At 67.1% G+C, this 16,390-nt stretch carries 13 protein-coding genes; 4 read left to right on the top strand and 9 right to left on the bottom strand.

What is annotated here, in order from left to right; all coding sequences use genetic code 11:
• The 9 genes from IB256_RS24085 to lpdA form a co-directional block, all read right to left on the bottom strand.
• On the bottom strand, nt 1–243 hold the full coding sequence (locus tag IB256_RS24085) for a DUF1272 domain-containing protein (protein WP_192404389.1): 243 nt from the start codon (nt 241–243) through the stop codon (nt 1–3).
• A 29-nt stretch (nt 244–272) separates the two neighbouring features.
• On the bottom strand, nt 273–1,277 hold the full coding sequence (locus tag IB256_RS24080) for a GlxA family transcriptional regulator (RefSeq protein WP_081516561.1): 1,005 nt from the start codon (nt 1,275–1,277) through the stop codon (nt 273–275).
• Between the two features lie 84 nt (nt 1,278–1,361).
• The gene (locus IB256_RS24075) at nt 1,362–4,415 is read right to left on the bottom strand and encodes an efflux RND transporter permease subunit (RefSeq protein ID WP_192404387.1); all 3,054 of its coding nucleotides are present in this window, start codon (nt 4,413–4,415) and stop codon (nt 1,362–1,364) included.
• Entirely contained in the window at nt 4,415–5,497 is a 1,083-nt protein-coding gene (locus IB256_RS24070; protein WP_192404385.1) for an efflux RND transporter periplasmic adaptor subunit, read from the bottom strand. Before IB256_RS24070 ends, IB256_RS24075 begins: the two co-directional genes overlap by 1 nt.
• A gap of 151 nt (nt 5,498–5,648) precedes the next feature.
• Nucleotides 5,649–6,194 carry a DUF4256 domain-containing protein gene (locus IB256_RS24065; protein ID WP_192404383.1) on the bottom strand — a complete coding sequence of 182 codons (546 nt, stop codon included), beginning with the start codon at nt 6,192–6,194 and terminating at the stop codon, nt 5,649–5,651.
• A 67-nt stretch (nt 6,195–6,261) separates the two neighbouring features.
• Nucleotides 6,262–7,263, bottom strand: coding sequence for a two-component system response regulator (locus IB256_RS24060; protein ID WP_192404382.1), 1,002 nt, complete (start codon nt 7,261–7,263; stop codon nt 6,262–6,264).
• A complete protein-coding gene (locus tag IB256_RS24055; RefSeq protein ID WP_192404381.1) occupies nt 7,260–10,943 on the bottom strand; it encodes a PAS domain S-box protein in 3,684 nt (1,227 codons plus the stop codon). Before IB256_RS24055 ends, IB256_RS24060 begins: the two co-directional genes overlap by 4 nt.
• Before the next feature lie 316 nt (nt 10,944–11,259).
• Nucleotides 11,260–11,529: a hypothetical protein gene (locus IB256_RS24050; protein WP_081516567.1), complete on the bottom strand. Its 270-nt coding sequence runs from the start codon at nt 11,527–11,529 to the stop codon at nt 11,260–11,262.
• Between the two features lie 244 nt (nt 11,530–11,773).
• Entirely contained in the window at nt 11,774–13,174 is a 1,401-nt protein-coding gene (gene lpdA, locus IB256_RS24045) for a dihydrolipoyl dehydrogenase (RefSeq protein WP_192295468.1), read from the bottom strand.
• Between the two features lie 221 nt (nt 13,175–13,395).
• Between lpdA and IB256_RS24040 the strand changes: the two genes are divergently transcribed.
• The 4 genes from IB256_RS24040 to IB256_RS24025 all read left to right on the top strand — a co-directional run bounded on the left by IB256_RS24040 (nt 13,396) and on the right by IB256_RS24025 (nt 16,210).
• Nucleotides 13,396–14,517 carry a M14-type cytosolic carboxypeptidase gene (locus IB256_RS24040; RefSeq protein ID WP_192404380.1) on the top strand — a complete coding sequence of 374 codons (1,122 nt, stop codon included), beginning with the start codon at nt 13,396–13,398 and terminating at the stop codon, nt 14,515–14,517.
• 212 nt (nt 14,518–14,729) lie between these two features.
• Entirely contained in the window at nt 14,730–14,885 is a 156-nt protein-coding gene (locus IB256_RS24035) for a hypothetical protein (RefSeq protein WP_192295470.1), read from the top strand.
• A gap of 334 nt (nt 14,886–15,219) precedes the next feature.
• Entirely contained in the window at nt 15,220–15,612 is a 393-nt protein-coding gene (locus IB256_RS24030) for a hypothetical protein (RefSeq protein WP_192295471.1), read from the top strand.
• Nucleotides 15,613–15,757: 145 nt separating this feature from the next.
• Nucleotides 15,758–16,210 carry a PaaI family thioesterase gene (locus IB256_RS24025; protein ID WP_138216286.1) on the top strand — a complete coding sequence of 151 codons (453 nt, stop codon included), beginning with the start codon at nt 15,758–15,760 and terminating at the stop codon, nt 16,208–16,210.
• Nucleotides 16,211–16,390 lie beyond the last annotated feature (180 nt).

Below are 16,390 nucleotides of genomic sequence, written 5' to 3'. Positions count from 1 at the left end.
TCAGCTCTGGCAGCCGTTGGGCTTGAGCACCCGCTGGGTCGAGGCCGGATTGGCCGCCAGCTTCGCCAGCGGGCGGCGCGGACGCGGCACCAGTTCACCGCCGCAGTTCGGGCATTGGCCTTTCAGCACCTGCTCGGCGCAGTCGGTGCAGAAGGTGCATTCGAAGCTGCAGATGCGGGCGTCGGCGCTGTCGCCGGGCAGGTCGCGGTCGCAGCACTCGCAGCCGGGGCGGAGTTCGAGCATGGCAATCTTCCTTTGGGTGGTTGTCGTTGTCAGTGCAACTGGCCGAAGCGCTCGGCGTATTCCTGCGGGCTGATCGCCAGGTGCTTGTGGAAGGTGCGGCGCAGGTTTTCCGGATGACCGAAACCGCACAGCCGCGACACCGTGCTGATCGACGCCTGGGCGTCCTGCAGCAGCGCCCGCGCCGCTTCCAGGCGCACCCGTTCGACGTAGCGGCCGGGCCCCATGCCCAGTTCGTTGATGAATACCCGCGAGAGCGTGCGCGGGCTCATGCAGGCCTGCTCGGCCAGGGCTTCCAGCGACAGGTCGGTGCCCAGGTGCGCCGGTATCCATTCCAGCAGCGCGGCCAGGCGCGGCGTGCGGGTCGGCTCCGGGGTCAGCCAGTGGCTGAACTGCGCCTGTCCGCCGGGGCGCTTGAGAAACATCACCAGTCGCCGTGCGACCGCCAGGGCCAGCGCGCGACCGAGGTCGGCCTCCACCAGCGCCAGGGCAAGGTCGATACCGGCGGTGACGCCCGCCGAGGTGAACACGTGATCGTCGCCGTCGCGGCGCTGCGGGTCGTAGGTGTGCAGGCGGTCGCCCTGGACCAGCACTTCGGGGAAGCCGGCGCACAGTTCGTCGACATCCGCCCAGTGGGTGGTGGCCGGGCGGCCATTGAGCACGCCGGCGGCGGCGAGGATCAGCGCACCGGAGCACACCGAGCCGAGGCGGCGCACCTGGGGTTCGGCGGCTGCCAGCCAGTGCAGCAGCTCGCTGTTCCCGCATTGTGCCGGTACGCCCAGCCCGCCGGGCACCAGCAGGGTATCCAGGCTCGAGGGATCGACTTCGCGCCACGCCTGGTCGGCGCAGATGCGGATGCCAGCCGAGGTCGCCACCGGTCCGGCCTGTTCGCCCAGCACCAGCAGCTCGTAGAGCGGCGCCAGGCCCTGGCGCTGGCGCTCGACGTTCGCGGAGGCGAACACCTGCAGCGGCCCGGTGATGTCCAGGCTCATGACCTCGGGGTAGAGCAGGCAGGCGATACGGCGTGGCGATTCCATGGCAAGGCTCGTTCATTGGATGCCACGAGTGTGGCGGTGACCGACGCTGGCGGCAACGTCAGTCGCCCCACGGATCTTGCCAAATCAGCTGGCAGTCCCCTTCGAACCGCCGAGGCGGTAGGCGCTGGCATACAGCACCGGCAGCACGATCAGCGTCAGCAGCGTGGCGAAGCCCAGGCCGAACATGATCACCACCGACATGCTTTGGAAGAAGGCGTCCAGCAGCAGCGGCGCCAGGCCGAGGATGGTAGTCAGCGCGGTCAGGCAGATCGGCCGCAGCCTCGCGCAGGCGGCGTTCACCAGCGCCTCGCGGGGCGGCTGGCCGGTTTCGGCGAGGTTGTCGACTTCTTCCAGCAGCACGATGCCATTGCGCACCAGCATGCCGGACAGGCTCAGCAACCCCAGCAGGGCCATGAAGCCGAAGGGGATGCCGGTGAGCAGGAAGCCCAGGGTCACGCCGATCATTGCCAGCGGCACGGTCAGCCAGATCAGCAGCGCCTTGCGCGGCGAGGAGAACATCAGCACGGTGATGATGAACATCGCCAGGAAGGCCATGGGCAGGCTGCCGAGCACGCCGTTGCGGGCGTCGCTGGAGCTTTCCACGTCGCCGCCCCAGGCCAGTTCGTAGCCCGGCGGCAGCGGCAGCGCCTCGATCTGCGGGCGCACCCGGCTGAGCAGTTGCGAGGAGGTTTCGCCGCTCTGCGGGGCGACGTCGGCCATCACCGTCAGCGTGCGCTTGCGGTCCTCGCGCAGGATCAGCGGGTCCTCCCAGACGCTGTCGAAACCGCCGACCACCTGCTCGATGGGCAGGTAACGCTGGCTCACCGGACTCCACAGCATCAGGTCGTTGATCTGCCCGGAGTCGACGTCGCGTTCACGCACGACGATCGGCATCTGCTGGGTGCCGTCGCGGTAGATGCCTACGGTCAGGCCGCTGAAGCTCATGCGCAGCAGGCTGTCGAGGTCGCGCTTGTCGATGCCCAGCTCGCGGCCGCGGGCCTCGTTGAACTGCGGCCTGACCAGCAGCGCGCGGGCCTGCCAGTCGTGGCTGACGCCGGTGGCCACCGGGTCGGCGGCGAGGATGTCGCCCACCTGCGCGCCGAGGCGGCGCAGCTCCTGCGGATCCGGGCCGGTCAGGCGCACTTCGATGGCGCTGCCGTTGGACGGGCCGAACATCAGGCGCTTGAGGCCCGTCTGTACCTGCGGGTAGTTCTCGTCGAGGTAGTGCTGCAGGCCTGCGATCAGCCCCGGAATCTGCGCGCGGTTTTCGGTGCGCACCAGCACCTGGGCGTAGTTGGCGTGCTGGCGCTCGGCGCCGTAGGTGAGGATGAAGCGCGGCGCGCCCTGGCCGATGCTGGTGACCGTGCGCTCCACGCCCGGCAGGGCGGTGATGTGCCGGTCGATCTCGGCGGCCAGGTCCCGGGTGTGCTCGATGGCGGTGCCCTGGGGCAGCCACAGGTCGACGAAGAACATCGGCGTGTTGGCCGGCGGGAAGAAGTTCTGCCGCACCTGGGAGAAGCCCAGCAGCGAGGCGGCCAGCGCCACGGCGAGCACGCCGAGGGTCAGCGCGCGCTGGCGCAGGCAGGCTTCCAGCAGGCTGCGGTAGGCATGGTACAGCCAGCCGGCGTGCGGCTCGGTGCTTTCCGCCTTCACCGGCATTCTGGCGAAGGCCCAGCGGGCGAACAGCGGCGCCAGGGTCATGGCGGTGATCCAGCTGAGCAGCAGCGACACCAGCAACACGTCGAACAGCGAGCGGCAGTATTCGCCGGTGGAGTCCGAGGACAGGCCGATGGGGGCGAAGGCCAGCACCGCGATCACCGTGGCGCCGAGCAGGGGCAGGGCAGTGAGGCGGACGATGTGGCGGATCGCGGCGTCGATGCCCTGGCCGCGCAGGCGACCGACCAGCACGCCCTCGACCACGACGATGGCGTTGTCCACCAGCATGCACAGGGAAATGATCAGCGCGCCGAGACTGATGCGCTGCAGCTCGATACCCAGCAGGTACATCAGCAGCAGGCTGCCCAGCACGTTGAGCGCCAGCACCCCGGCGATCACCAGCCCGCTGCGCAGGCCCATGAACACCAGCAGGGTGCCGACGACGATGGCCAGCGCGGTGACGAAGCTGAGCAGGAAGCCGTTGACCGCGCCGTGCACTTCCACGGCCTGGTCATAGAAGGGCGTCAGTTGCATACCGGCCGGGCGTTCGCTTTCCAGCTGGTCAAGACGCTGGTGCACCGCGTCACCGACTTTCACCACGTTCACTTGCGGGGCGAAGGCAATGCCCAACGCCAGCGCCGGCCTGCCATCGGCGCGCCAGAGGTGGCTGGGCGTGTCGGTGAAGCCGCGCTTCACCGTGGCGATATCGCCCAGGCGGATCAGCTGGGCGCTGCCCGGCGCGCTGACCAGCAGCCGCTCCAGCTCGCCGACGTCAGCGAACTCGCCGGTCGGGTGCAGGCGGATGCTCTCGCTTCCGACCCGCAGGCTGCCCGCGTCGGACACCACGTTCTGCCGGTTCAGCAGGTCCGCCAGACGCTGCAGCGGCACGCCCATGGCGTTCATCTTCTCCCGCGAGACTTCCACCTGCACCTGCTCGGCCTGCAGCCCAGAGACCACCACCTTGCTCACGCCCGGCACCAGCACCAGTTCGCGGCGCAGGTAGTCGGCGTAGTCGCGCAGCTCCTGGTAGCTGTAGCCGTCGCCGGACAGCGACAGGAGGATGCCGTAGACGTCGCCGAAATCATCGTTCACCTGCGGCGGCGAAACGCCCGGCGGCAGGTGCGGGGCGAGGTCGTTGACCTTGCGCCGCAGCTCGTCCCAGATCTGCGGCAGCTCGCCCGCGCGATACTGCGGCTTCACGTTGACGGTGATCTGCGACAGCCCCGCGCTGGAAATCGAGGTGAGCTTGTCGACGTAGGCCAGCTGCTGGATGGCGTTTTCCAGCGGGTAGGTGACCTCTTCCTCGACCTGTTGCGGCGAGGCGCCGGCATAGCGGGTGGCGACCACGGCGGTCTTCACGGTGAAGGCCGGGTCTTCCAGGCGGCCGATCTCGAGGATCGCGTAGAGGCCGCCGAGGGCCAGCAGGAGAATGACGATCCAGCTGCTGACCTTGTTGTGGATGAAGTAGCCGCTGATATCCATCACAGCCCCCGTTCGCGTTGCCACGGGCGCACGCGCTGGCCTTCGCGCAGCTCGGCAGTGCCGGCGGCGACTATATGCTCACCCGGCTCGAGCCCGGAAAGGATCTGGATGCCCTCGGCGCCCGGCTGGCCGAACTGCACCGCGCGGCGCTCGACGTGCAGCGCATCGCCAGTACCTTTCACCACCCACACCTGGCTCTGGCCCGGCGCGCCGTCGTCAGCACTGAACACTGCTTCCACCGGGACGCGCAGGCTGGTCTGGGCGTCGCGGCCGAGCTGGGCGAAGTCCACCTCGACGGTGGCGCTCATGCCCGGCAGCAGGGTGACGTCCTTCGGCCGCTGCAGGGTCAGGGTGACGGTGTAGCTCAGGGTCGCCGGATCGGGGCGGGTGCTGTGTTCCTTGTACTGCGCCAGGAAGTCGCGGCCGGGCACGCGGGCCAGGCGCACGATGGGCTGGTAGTCAGTGCGCAGGCTGGCGCCGTCGACGCGTTCCAGCAGGCTTTCCGGCAGCTGGAACTGCACGTCATAGGTATCGGCGGACTGCAGGATCGCCACCGGCTGCTTGGGTTGCAGCATCTGGTGGTTCTGCACCGGCAGCTGGGCGATGACGCCCTCGAACGGCGCGGTCAGACGCGCATAGCCGAGCTCCTGGCGGGCCAGCTTCAGCGCGGCCTCGGCGGAGTCCAGCTGGGCCTTGCGCTGGTCCAGCTCGGCGCGGGCCACCAGTTGCCGCTCGTTGAGCGTGGCGACGCGCTGGTACTGGGCGCGGGCCAGGTTGAAGGTGGCTTCGCGGTCACGCAGGCGCAGGCGCAGGTCGGCATCATCGAGTTCGGCGATCAGTTGGCCGCGCTCCACGCGCTGGCCGGTCTTCACCGCCAGGGTCTTGAGATGTCCGGCGAGGCGGAAGGACAGGTCGACTTCATCCGAGGCCACCAGTTGGCCGGGGAATTGACGCACACCTTCGGCGGCCGCTGCGGGCACGCTGTAGAGCTTCACCGGGCGAACGCTGTCGGCCGGCACCGGGGGAGTCGGGCCGCAACCGACCAGCAGGCTGGCGAGCAGAAGGCAGGCGGGGGTTTTCACGGAAAGTTCCTCGTCATCGAGTGGGATGCGACAAGGCTGCGCGCCACCCGGAGGAATTCGCCTGACTTGTATCAAGGGCCGCCTGGCGGCCCCGGGAAAGTTCAGCGGCGGTACAGGAATCGTTCAGAAACGGACTACATCCAGCCTTCCGTCAGACTTTCAGCACGCCGCGAAAGCCCCGCGCCGCGTAATACGACTGCACGCCGTTGTGGTAGGTGAAGACCCGCTCGTAGCGGCGGTCGCCGAACAGCGCGCCGTCCAGCTTGCGCATGGAGCCGGGGGTACGCAGCCAACTGGAAGTCTTCTGGTCGAAGCTACCCAACTCCTGCAACTGGCGGTACTGCGCCTCATCCAGCAGCTCGATGCCGATCTGCGCGGCCTGCTCGGTGGCGCAGCCGGCGGGCTTGTCCTTCTTGCGTGCGTCCAGCGCCTCGCGGTCGTAGCAGAGGCTGCGGCGGCCGGCCGGGGTCTCGGCGGAGCAGTCGAAGAACAAGATGGCGCCGCTGGCGCTCTCACGGCCGACCACGTCAGGTTCGCCGCCGGTGGCTTCCATCTGCTCCAGGGCCTTGAGCTTGGCCGGGGCGGCCTTCAGGCGCGCCTGGACGTCCGCCCAGTCGATGCCCTGGTGGCGTTCAGGGTGCTGGTCGAAGCGGGCCTGCAGTGTTGCCAGCAGGGTGTCGTGCTGTTTCGCATTCATCTTGCTTACTCTCGGCAGGGGGGAAGGCCTGAGAGTAAAGCAGGATTTGCGCGGCCCGCCGTTCAGCTCAGCCAGCGTCGGCCCAGCGCTCGCGCACCGCGAGGATGTCGGGCAGGCAGCCGAGGAACAGCTCCACCAGCTCCGGGTCGAACTGGCTGCCTTTCTCCCGGCGCAGCAGTTCCACCGCCTCGTCGATGCTCCACGCCGGCTTGTACGGGCGCACGCTGGTCAGTGCGTCGAACACGTCGGCGATGGCGACGATGCGCCCCTCGATGGGAATCTCCTCGCCGCGCAGGCCCTTCGGGTAGCCGGTGCCGTCCCAGCGCTCGTGGTGGGTGAGGGCGATGCTGCGGGCCAGGCGCAGCAGGTTGGAGTCGTGCTCGCCGATGATCCGCGCGCCGATCTCCGGGTGCTGGCGCATCACCTGCCATTCGTGCTCGTCGAGCCGGCCGGGCTTGCGCAGGATGGCATCGGGAATGCCGATCTTGCCCACGTCGTGCATGGGCGCGGCGTTGAGCAGGTCGTCGGCGGCCTTCTCCGAATAACCGGCGGCGCGCGCCAGCAGGTGTGCGTAGTGGCTCATGCGGATGACGTGCAGGCCGGTCTCGTTGTCCTTGTACTCCGAGGCTTTGCCCAGGCGCTGGACGATCTGCAGGCGCGTCTCGCGCAGCTCCTCCACGCGCACCAGTGACAGGTGCGTGCGCACCCGGGCCTTGACGATGGGCGGGCTGACCGGCTTGGTGATGTAGTCCACCGCGCCCACCTCGAAGCCCTTGGTCTCGTCCGGCACGTCGGCCAGGGCGGTGACGAAGATCACCGGGATGGCGCAGGTGGCCTGCTCGGCCTTGAGCCGCTGGCAGACTTCGAAGCCGGTCATGCCGGGCATCATCACATCCAGCAGGACCAGGTCGGGGCGCTCGCGGTTGGCCAGTTCCAGCGCCTTGTCGCCGTCCTTGGCGAACAGCAGGCGGTAGTCGTCCTGCAGGATGTGACGCAGCACCTGGAGGTTGGTGGCTTCGTCGTCCACCAGCAGCAGGCAGGGCCGATGATCTTGGGCGGTCTGGGTCATGCTTGCTCCAGGCGGGTGCCGAGGGTCCGGACCCATTCCAGGGCCTGGTCGAAGTCGAAATCGTCGATGGCGTAGCGCAGGGCTTCGAAGGCCTCGCGGTGCTCGCCCTGGGCGGTGCCCAGGCGCAGGCGTTCCAGTGCCTGGTCGTCAAGACCGCCGCGGGAGAGCGCCAATTGCAGGGCTTGCAGCGCGTCGCGCAGGTCCTGCGATGCTGCCTCGCCGACGATCTGGCCGACCGCCTCGGTAACCGCTTCCGGCACCCGTGGCACCGACTCGCGGACCGTGGCGAACTCCACGCGGACACGCTCCAGCGTGGAGTTCAGCTGCTCAGCCGGGCCATGCTCGGCGGCACCTTCCAGCGCGCCGATGGCACTGGCCAGGCGCGGCAGGGCAAGGTTGGCGGCGGCACCGCGCAGGCGGTGGGCGAGGGCGGTGATGACGGCGCGGTCACCTTCGCTCACGGCGTTTTTCAGGGTATTCAGGCCGGCTTCCTGCTCGTCGAGGAAGCGCACGATGGCCCGCGCCATGGGCAGCGGGCCACCCCACAGGCGTGCGCCGGCGGCCCAGTCCAGGGTCGCCAGTGGCGTGCTTTCGCTGGCCTGCGCGCTACGTACCGCCGGAGCGGCGCCGAGCAGGCGGGCCATTTCATCCAGCAGGCCGGTGAGGTCCAGCGGCTTGCTGGCGAAGCCGTTCATGCCGGCGTCCAGGGCATTCTGCCGGTCGCGGTCGAGCACGCTGGCGGTGAGGGCGATGATCGGCACGGCCTCCACGCCCCGATCCTGCTCGATGCTGCGGATCCGCCGGGTGGCTTCCAGGCCATCCATGCCGGGCATCTGCACATCCATCAGGATCAGGTCGAAGTCCTCTGCGCTGTACGCATCCACGGCGGCCTGGCCGTCACCGACGCTGTACGGGTGGTGGCCCAGACGGCGCAGGTTCAGCTCCAGCAGCTCGACGTTCTGCGGTACATCGTCGGCCACCAGAATGCGTAGCGGTGGCAGGCTCGGCGCGTGGCTGCGGGCCGTCGGTTGCACGCTGCGCCCGGCCGGCAACGGCAGGTCGACGGTGAACACGCTGCCGCGGCCCACTTCACTTTCCACGGTGATGCGACCGCCCATCAGCTCCACCAACTGGCGCGAGATGGTGGTGCCCAGCCCGGTGCCGCCGAAGCGCCGGCTCATGGAGGCGTCGGCCTGGGCGAAGGGATCGAAGATGCGTTCCAGGCGGTCGGCGGCGATGCCGATGCCGGTGTCGCGGATGGCCAGGCGCAGCGCGCCCGGTTCGCCACTGATGAGCAGCCGGACTTCGCCGCGCTCGGTGAACTTCACCGCGTTGCCCAGCAGGTTGGTCAGCACCTGCTGCAGGCGCAGCGGGTCGCCCTGGAAGTACTCGCCGGCGCGCTGGCCGTAGTCGATCTGCAGGCTCAGGCCCTTGCGCTCGGCGGACAGTCGCAGCGCCGCGCAGACCTGCTCGCACAGCTCCGGCAGGGAGAAGTCGAGGGCTTCCAGTTCGATGGCGCCACGGTCGAGCTTGGCGGTGTCGAGGATGTCGTTGAGCAGGCCCAGCAGGGAGCGCGAGGCGTTCTGCACGGTGGTCAGGTAGCGCCGCTGGTTCTCTTCCAGCGGCGAATCCAGCAGCAGTTCGGTGAAGCCCATGATGGCGTTCATCGGCGTGCGGATTTCATGGCTCATGTTAGCGAGGAAGCTGCTGCGTGCGGCAGCGGCCTGTTCGGCGCGGTCGCGGGCGCTGCGCAGTTCCTGTTCCATGACGCGGCGCGGGGTGAGGTCGGTGGCCAGTTTCACCACCTTCACCGGCTTGCCATCGAAGTCGAGGATCGGGTTGTAGGTGGCGTGGATCCACACTTCGCGTCCGTCCTTGGCCAGGCGGCGGTATTCGCCGGCGCTGTACTCGCCGTCGCGCAGCCCCTGCCAGAACGTCTGGTAGCGGGCGCTGGCGGCGACGTCCGGCGGGCAGAACAGGCTGTGGTGCTGGCCCAGCACCTCGGCTTCGGTGTAACCGAAGAGTTCGAGGATGTTCTCGTTGGCGGCGAGCACGCGGCCGTCGAGGTCGAACTCGATCAGCGCCATGGCGCGGCCGATGGCGGTGACCTTGCCTTCGTACTCGTTGCTCAGCAGCTTGGTTTCGGTCTGGTCGAGCAGCACGCCGTCGATCCACTGCGGCTTGCCGGCTTCGTCGTAGCAGGCGCTGCCGCCTTCCCAGATCCAATGCTCCGTGCCGCTGCGGTCGAACATGCGGTATTCGACGACATAGCTGCGGCGTTCAGCGATGGCGCGACGGACTTCTTCGTTCACCGCCGGTTGGTCATCGGGGTGATACAGCTCGCCGAAGGTGATGCGTCGGTCGATGAAGTCCTGTGCCGACCAGCCGGTGACGGCCTCGACGGCGTCGCTGACGAACAGCGTGCTCCAGACGTCGTCCGGCAGGACGCGGAAGGCGATGCCGGGCATGTTGCGAATCAGCGAGCGGTACTGTTCCTCGCTGGTACGCAGGGCCTGCTCCATCACGCGGCGCTCGCTGATGTCGGCAACGAACACCACGAACCAGGGCTTGCCGTCGTGGTCGGTGACGCCAAGGCTGACCCGTGCGGGGAATTCACGGCCGTCGCGGGTCAGGCCTTCGAGCTCCAGTTCGGAGTTGTGGAACTGGCGCTCGCCGCTGCGCTTGTAGTTCTCCAGCGCGATGCGGAACTGCTGCCCGTAGGCCTCGTTCATCAGCACCTGCATCGGCTGGCCGACCAGTTCGTGGGGGTGCCAGCCGAACAGGCGCAGCACCGCGTGGTTGACCGAGCGGATCACGCCGCTGTGGTCGATGGTGAGGATCGCCTCGACGGCGGCGTCGAGCAGCGAGTCCAGGTGTTTGCGCCGGCGCTGCAGTTCCTGGAACAGCTGGCGGTAGCGCAGCAGGCCGTTCACCGCGGCGACGCAGATGCTCAGGCTGACGGTGGCCATGGACACCGCCATCGCCAGGTAGAAACTGCCCTGCACGCCTTGCGGCACGCCAAATTCCTCCCGGCCGACGAAGCGTGCGGCGGCCATGCCCGTGTAGTGCATGCCGGCGATCGCCAGGCCCATCACCACGCCGCTGACCAGGATCGTCAGGTTCGGCCGCATCCGCCCGCGCAGGCCGAAGCGCACCCACAGCGCGATCACCGCCAGCACCACGGCGACCAGGATCGACAGGGTGAACATCCATGGGTCGTAGCGCAGCAGCGGGGCCATCTGCATCGCCGCCATGCCGCTGTAGTGCATGGCGCCGATGCCGGCGCCGACCAGCACGCCGCCGCCGATCAGCTGCAGGGGGCTGACGTTGCGCCGGGCCAGCAGGTTCAGGGCGACCCACGAGGCGAACAGGCTCGGCAGGCCGGAGAGCAGGGTGATCAGCGGGTCATAGCGCACCGCCGCGCAAAGCTGGAAGGACAGCATGCCGATGAAGTGCATTGCCCACACGCCGCCGCCCAGCGCCACCGCGCCGGTGCCGATGGCCAGCTGGCGGTAGAACGGGCTGCGCGCGAGCCGCGCCACGCCCGACAGCTGCAGGGCCATGGCCGAGGTGAAGATGGCGATGAGGACGGAGAGCGCTACCAGCGCCGTGTTGTGCTCGCCGAAAACCAGCAGCGAAGGGGTGTCGCCGCTGTAGAAATATCGCTGCAGATCGAGCATTGAACGAAGACCGTACTGCGTGCCGAAGGCCCGGTGGAAGACGAGACTGGGTAGTCAGTGCGAAGCAGAGCACAGGATGGCTGCAAATTGCCATCATTGTCGGTCGCTGCACCCGCGAAAGCCGCGTCACGAGGGCGGATTCAGACGAGTGGGAAGCCAGGGTTCGGAATCGAAGCTGAAACGATGCAGCCGGTGAGGCGACCGATAACGCGCTATCGGCGGCAGAGGCGGGAAATTGAGCACTTGCCGACGGCTGGCAGCGCCCATGAAAAAGCCCGGCGGAGGCCGGGCTTTTTCATGGGGACCTGTCTGCGGATCAGGCGGGCATGTGCCATTCCTGCAGGCGGTAGCCTTCGCGGTTCAGCTCGTCGCGGGCCTGGTTCAGCAGGCCTTCGAGCTGCTCCGGGTCGGAGTAGGCGGAGCTGGGAATGCGGGTGAGGCCCAGCAGACGGGCACCGGTACGATCGAGGACGGACAGGTCGAGGCTGCCGTCGCCCCCTTGGTCAACCCAGGTCACACAATTGAAGGGTTGGAAGGCTCGTCCGGTGATCAGCAGAGCCTCGTTGAAACGAAGAGTCGCATGCATGGTTGTGATCTCTCTGCGGTAATCCATTGCGAAGGTGGCGAAAGCGGTTCATCCACTTTCGTGTTCGTTCACGCAATTGATGGTTTCAGAGTCGAAGAAAGTCACAGCCCATGTCGCGTTTGTACACAAAGTAGTCGCAAATTAATCCGAGTCTAACGCTACAGGCCGCGTCAGCCGTGGCCTGCAGCGTTGTGGTGGGTGCGCTATCGCGCCGCACCTACCGCTCGTCAGAAGCGACGGGCGGTCAGGCCTGCATGGCCCAGCCGTCCACGTTCATCGCCGCCTGGCGCAGTGCCTCGGAACGGGTCGGGTGCGGGTGGCAGGTGCGCGCGATGTCCTCGGCGGCGCCGCGGAATTCCATCGCCACGCAGTACTCCGCGATCATGTCGCCAACGTTCGGGCCGATCATGTGCACGCCGAGGATCTCGTCGCTGCGCTCGTCCGCCAGCACCTTCACGAAGCCCTCGGTCTCGTGGTTGATCTTCGCCCGGCTGTTGGCGGTGAAGGGGAACTTGCCCACCTTGTAGGCGCGGCCTTCGGCCTTGAGCTGTTCCTCGGTCCTGCCCACGGTGGCGACTTCCGGGTGGGTGTAGATCACGCTGGGGATCACGTCGTAGTTCACTTCCCCGGCCTTGCCGGCGATCAGCTCGACGCAGGCGATGGCCTCGTCCTCGGCCTTGTGCGCGAGCATCGGGCCGGAGGTGACGTCGCCGATCACCCAGATGCCCGGCACGCTGCTGCGGTGCTCGTGGTTCTCCAGCATGCCGCGCTTGTCGGTGGTGAGGCCTACGCTCTCCAGCCCGAGGCCCTGGGTATAGGGGCGACGGCCGATGGCGAGCAGGACGTAATCGGCCTGGATCGTCTCCGCCGTGCCGCCGGCGGCCGGCTCCACGCTCAGGGTCACCTGCTTGCCGCTGACCTTGGCCTGGGTGACCTTCGAGCCCAGCTTGAAGCTCATGCCCTGCTTGGTCAGTGCGCGCTGGAAGGTCCTGGCGGTTTCCAGGTCCATGCCGGGGCAGATGCGGTCGAGGTACTCGATCACCGTGACTTCCGCGCCCAGGCGACGCCACACCGAGCCCAGCTCCAGGCCGATGACCCCGGCACCGATTACCACCAGGTGTTTGGGTACCTCGGGGATGGACAGCGCGCCGGTGGAATCGAGGATGCGCTGGTTGTCGACCTCGACGCCCGGCAGCGGGGAGGGCTCCGAGCCGGTGGCGATGATGATGTCCTTGGCGGTCAGCGTGCTTTTGCTGCCGTCGGCGCCGGTCACTTCGACCTTGCCCGGCCCGTCGATGCGGCCCCAGCCCTTGACCCAGTCCACCTTGTTCTTGCGGAACAGGAATTCCACGCCCTTGGTCAGCGCGGTCACGCTTTCGGCCTTCTGCTTCATCATCTGCGCCAGGTCCAGCTTGGGCTTGACCTGGATGCCGAGGTTGGCGAACTCGCTGCCGGCCGCCGCCTCATACAGTTCGGACGCATGCAGCAGCGCCTTGGACGGCATGCAGCCGACGTTCAGGCAGGTGCCGCCGAGGGTCTCGCGGCCCTCCACGCAGGCGACTTTCAGGCCCAGCTGGCCCGCGCGAATCGCAGCGTTGTAGCCACCGGGGCCGCCGCCAATGACGATCACATCGTATGCGCTCATGCCGTGTTCTCCATGCTTGGAAAGAGTCAGTGGAAAGGGTCAATCGAGGTTAGCCGGTGGTCGCTGGATCACCAGCGCAGGGCCGCTTCAATCCGTTACCTGATTTATATTACATTCATAATATATTTGCACGAGCAAGTCGCCGCTACATGACAGGCGCGGCGGGGAGGGCGAAAATGCAGAGCTTTGGCGCCTCAGGTTCGTGCGCCTACGGAGAATTCATGAAGATCGACTGCGATTTCGACAGCGGCAACATCCAGGTCATTGACGACAGCGACCCGCGCCACGTGCGCCTGGCATTGCGCCCGGATACCAAAAGCCCGCATTTCCAGTGGTTCCACTTCAAGGCCGAGGGCCTCGAGCCCGGCCAACAGTACCAGTTCAGCCTGACCAACACCCCCGGCTCCAGCTACACCGGCGGCTGGCCGGGCTACAACGCCGTGGCGTCGTTCGACCAGCGCGAGTGGTTCCGCGTGCCGAGTACCTACGACTCCAATGGGTTGCATTTCGCCCTCGATGCCGAGCAGCCCCAGGCCTGGTTCGCCTACTTCGAGCCCTACAGCCGCGCACGCCACGCCGAACTGGTGGAGCGCGCCCAGGCCAACGGCGCCGAACTGCTCGCTAACGGGCATAGCCTCGAAGGCCGCGAGCTGCCCCTGCTGCGCATCGGCAAGGGCGCGGCGGGTGCGCGCAAGATCTGGCTGATCGCCCAGCAGCACCCCGGCGAGCACATGGCCGAATGGTTCATGGAAGGCCTGATCGAGCGCCTGCAATCCGGCGACGCCGACATCCAGCGCCTGCTGGAACGCGCCGACTTCTACCTGGTGCCGAACATGAACCCGGACGGCGCCTTCCACGGCCACCTGCGCACCAACGCCGCCGGCAAGGACCTAAACCGCGCCTGGGCCGCGCCCAGCGTCGAAGAGAGCCCCGAAGTGCTGTTCGTGCAGGAGCAGATGGCCCAGTACGGCGTGGACCTGTTCCTCGACGTGCACGGCGACGAGGAAATCCCCTTCGTGTTTGCCGCCGGCTGCGAAGGCAACCCGGAGTTCACGCCGCGTCTGGATCGCCTGGAAAGCCTGTTCCGCGAGCGCCTGGAAGCCAACGGCGAATTCCAGAGCTTGCACGGCTACCCGAAGGACGCTCCCGGCCAGGCCAACCTGACCCTGGCCTGCAACCACGTCGGCCGCACCTATGACTGCCTGTCGCTGACCCTGGAGATGCCGTTCAAGGACCACAACCTGTCGCCCAATGCGCGCACCGGGTGGAGTGGCGCGCGTTCGAAGGCGCTGGCGGGAGCGGTGCTGGTGACGGTGGCGGGCCTGATCGACGAATTGCGGTGATCGATTGAGCGCCTTTCAGGCGCTGATCGCGGGCATGGCCCGCTCCTACACCGGCATTCCCTGTAGGAGCGGGCCATGCCCGCGACGCTTTTCTGCACAATGCCTACGCCTCGCTCGCCTGACCGTTTGGTCAATCCACCCCGTCTGGCTGTTGAATCTTCGTACCCGCGTGCTAGTCCAATTATTGAGGCATCAGCACGCAGGAGGTGCATATGACTCGACATCGCAAGCTGTTGACCCCGCAGGTCATCGAAGACCTGCAGGAGCGCATGGACGCCCTGGAAGAACTGGACTTCAGAGAGCGCCGGGAAGTGCGCAAGAACCGCTCGGGCGAACACAGGCCCCGCACTTTCGCTGGCGTGGCCTGAGCAAGTGGGCTCCAGAGCCCGGCCTCACTGGCGCTTGCGCCAGCCAAGGAGACACGGCAGGGTCGATTCGGCATCGCGCCGGACCGGCCTTGCGTGACGCAGAACCTAGCCATTCATTTCGTCGGACAGTATTCGGTATCCCGGAGCTGCCGTGCGCCCTTCAGCTCATTCAGGCAGCAGAGCAGCATTCCAGAGCGGCTCGCTTCTGTAACGTCATGCATACCTGATAGCGGTTGTCTTACAAAATTCTGACTGAAAACTTGAACTGCTTCACATAAAATCAGCGGTACCGTTAGCGCATTTCGCTCTACCCGCAGCAGTCAGAAGTAGCCCCATGGAAAACCACAGCACCCCCCTGGGTCCGGTTCCCGCTCATCTGGTCCGTGAAGCCGTGGCCAAGAAGACAGGCCTGGGCTGGGTGGTCGAGTTCAACGTCGCCACCTGGCTCAACCTGGCCGTGAGCGACGACACCGCCATCGCCCTCAAGGTCAGCTACCTGGACGGCGAAAAGCCCCGTGAAGTACTGGTCGACAAGGGCAGCATCTTCGGCGCCCAGCGCATTCTGCTGTGCGGCATCGCCCGCCTGGGGGTGAACCAGAAGCTGGAGGCCATGAGCCTGTCGCTGGAAACCCGCGCCCCGATCCAGTCACTGCTGGTCGAGGAACTCTTCGTCCAGGCCGTCGAGCGCCAGAGCGAAAAGAAGAACGGCACCCGCCGCTCGCGCTGACCACCCGGGGCGAGGGGCGCCGGTTGTTCGCCCGAGCGCTGCAATCGCCGGGCATTCCTGTCGTGCATGAAGCCACTTCGGGCTTGCGATCCGCTGGCCTGAGCGGGGAACATCGCCTGGCCTCACTCGTGCACCTGGAAGCCCCATGCCCCTCGATATCGACCAGCTCAAGCTCTACACCGCCCACCGTGGCATCGCTATTCCCATGCTCGATTTCCTGCAGTTCCGCCACGCCCCGGCGGAAGACGGAAACGGGCCGGGCCGCCTGGTCATTCGCGTCGAACCGCAGCATGTGAATGGCTGGGCCAACGCCCATGGTGGCCTGATCATGACCCTGCTCGATGTTGCCATGGCCCTGAGTGCCAGCGATGCCGACGAAGCCTATCGCGGCGTGGTGACCGTGGAGATGAAGACCAGCTTCCTGCGCCCCGGCGGCGAAGTCGGCGAAGTGCTCGAAGCCCACGGCAAGGTCCAGCACCACACCCGTTCCATCGCCTTCTGCGAGGGCGAGCTGCGCAACAGCCAAGGTGTGGTCGTCGCGACCGCTTCCGGCACCTTCAAGTACGTCAACAAGCCGCGCCCGCTGGCTGACGCCTGACTTTTCCCCACTCGTTGGCGGCCGTGAATGGGTGTTCGCGGCCGTTTCCTTGCGCTGATATCGCCTCGATATCAGCTCCGTCCGGCGGCTCGCCCGTGTCATCAAGATCTTCCTGATTTATCGGGTGTCCTATCGAAGAACGCTCTAGCACGGGCTTTGTAAGAAATATCTTTCACTGGC

Source organism: Pseudomonas sp. PDM17 (assembly GCF_014851985.1).
Lineage (GTDB): Bacteria > Pseudomonadota > Gammaproteobacteria > Pseudomonadales > Pseudomonadaceae > Pseudomonas.
Note: the sequence above shows the minus strand (reverse complement) of the source record. Positions and strands in the feature narration are given on the sequence as shown.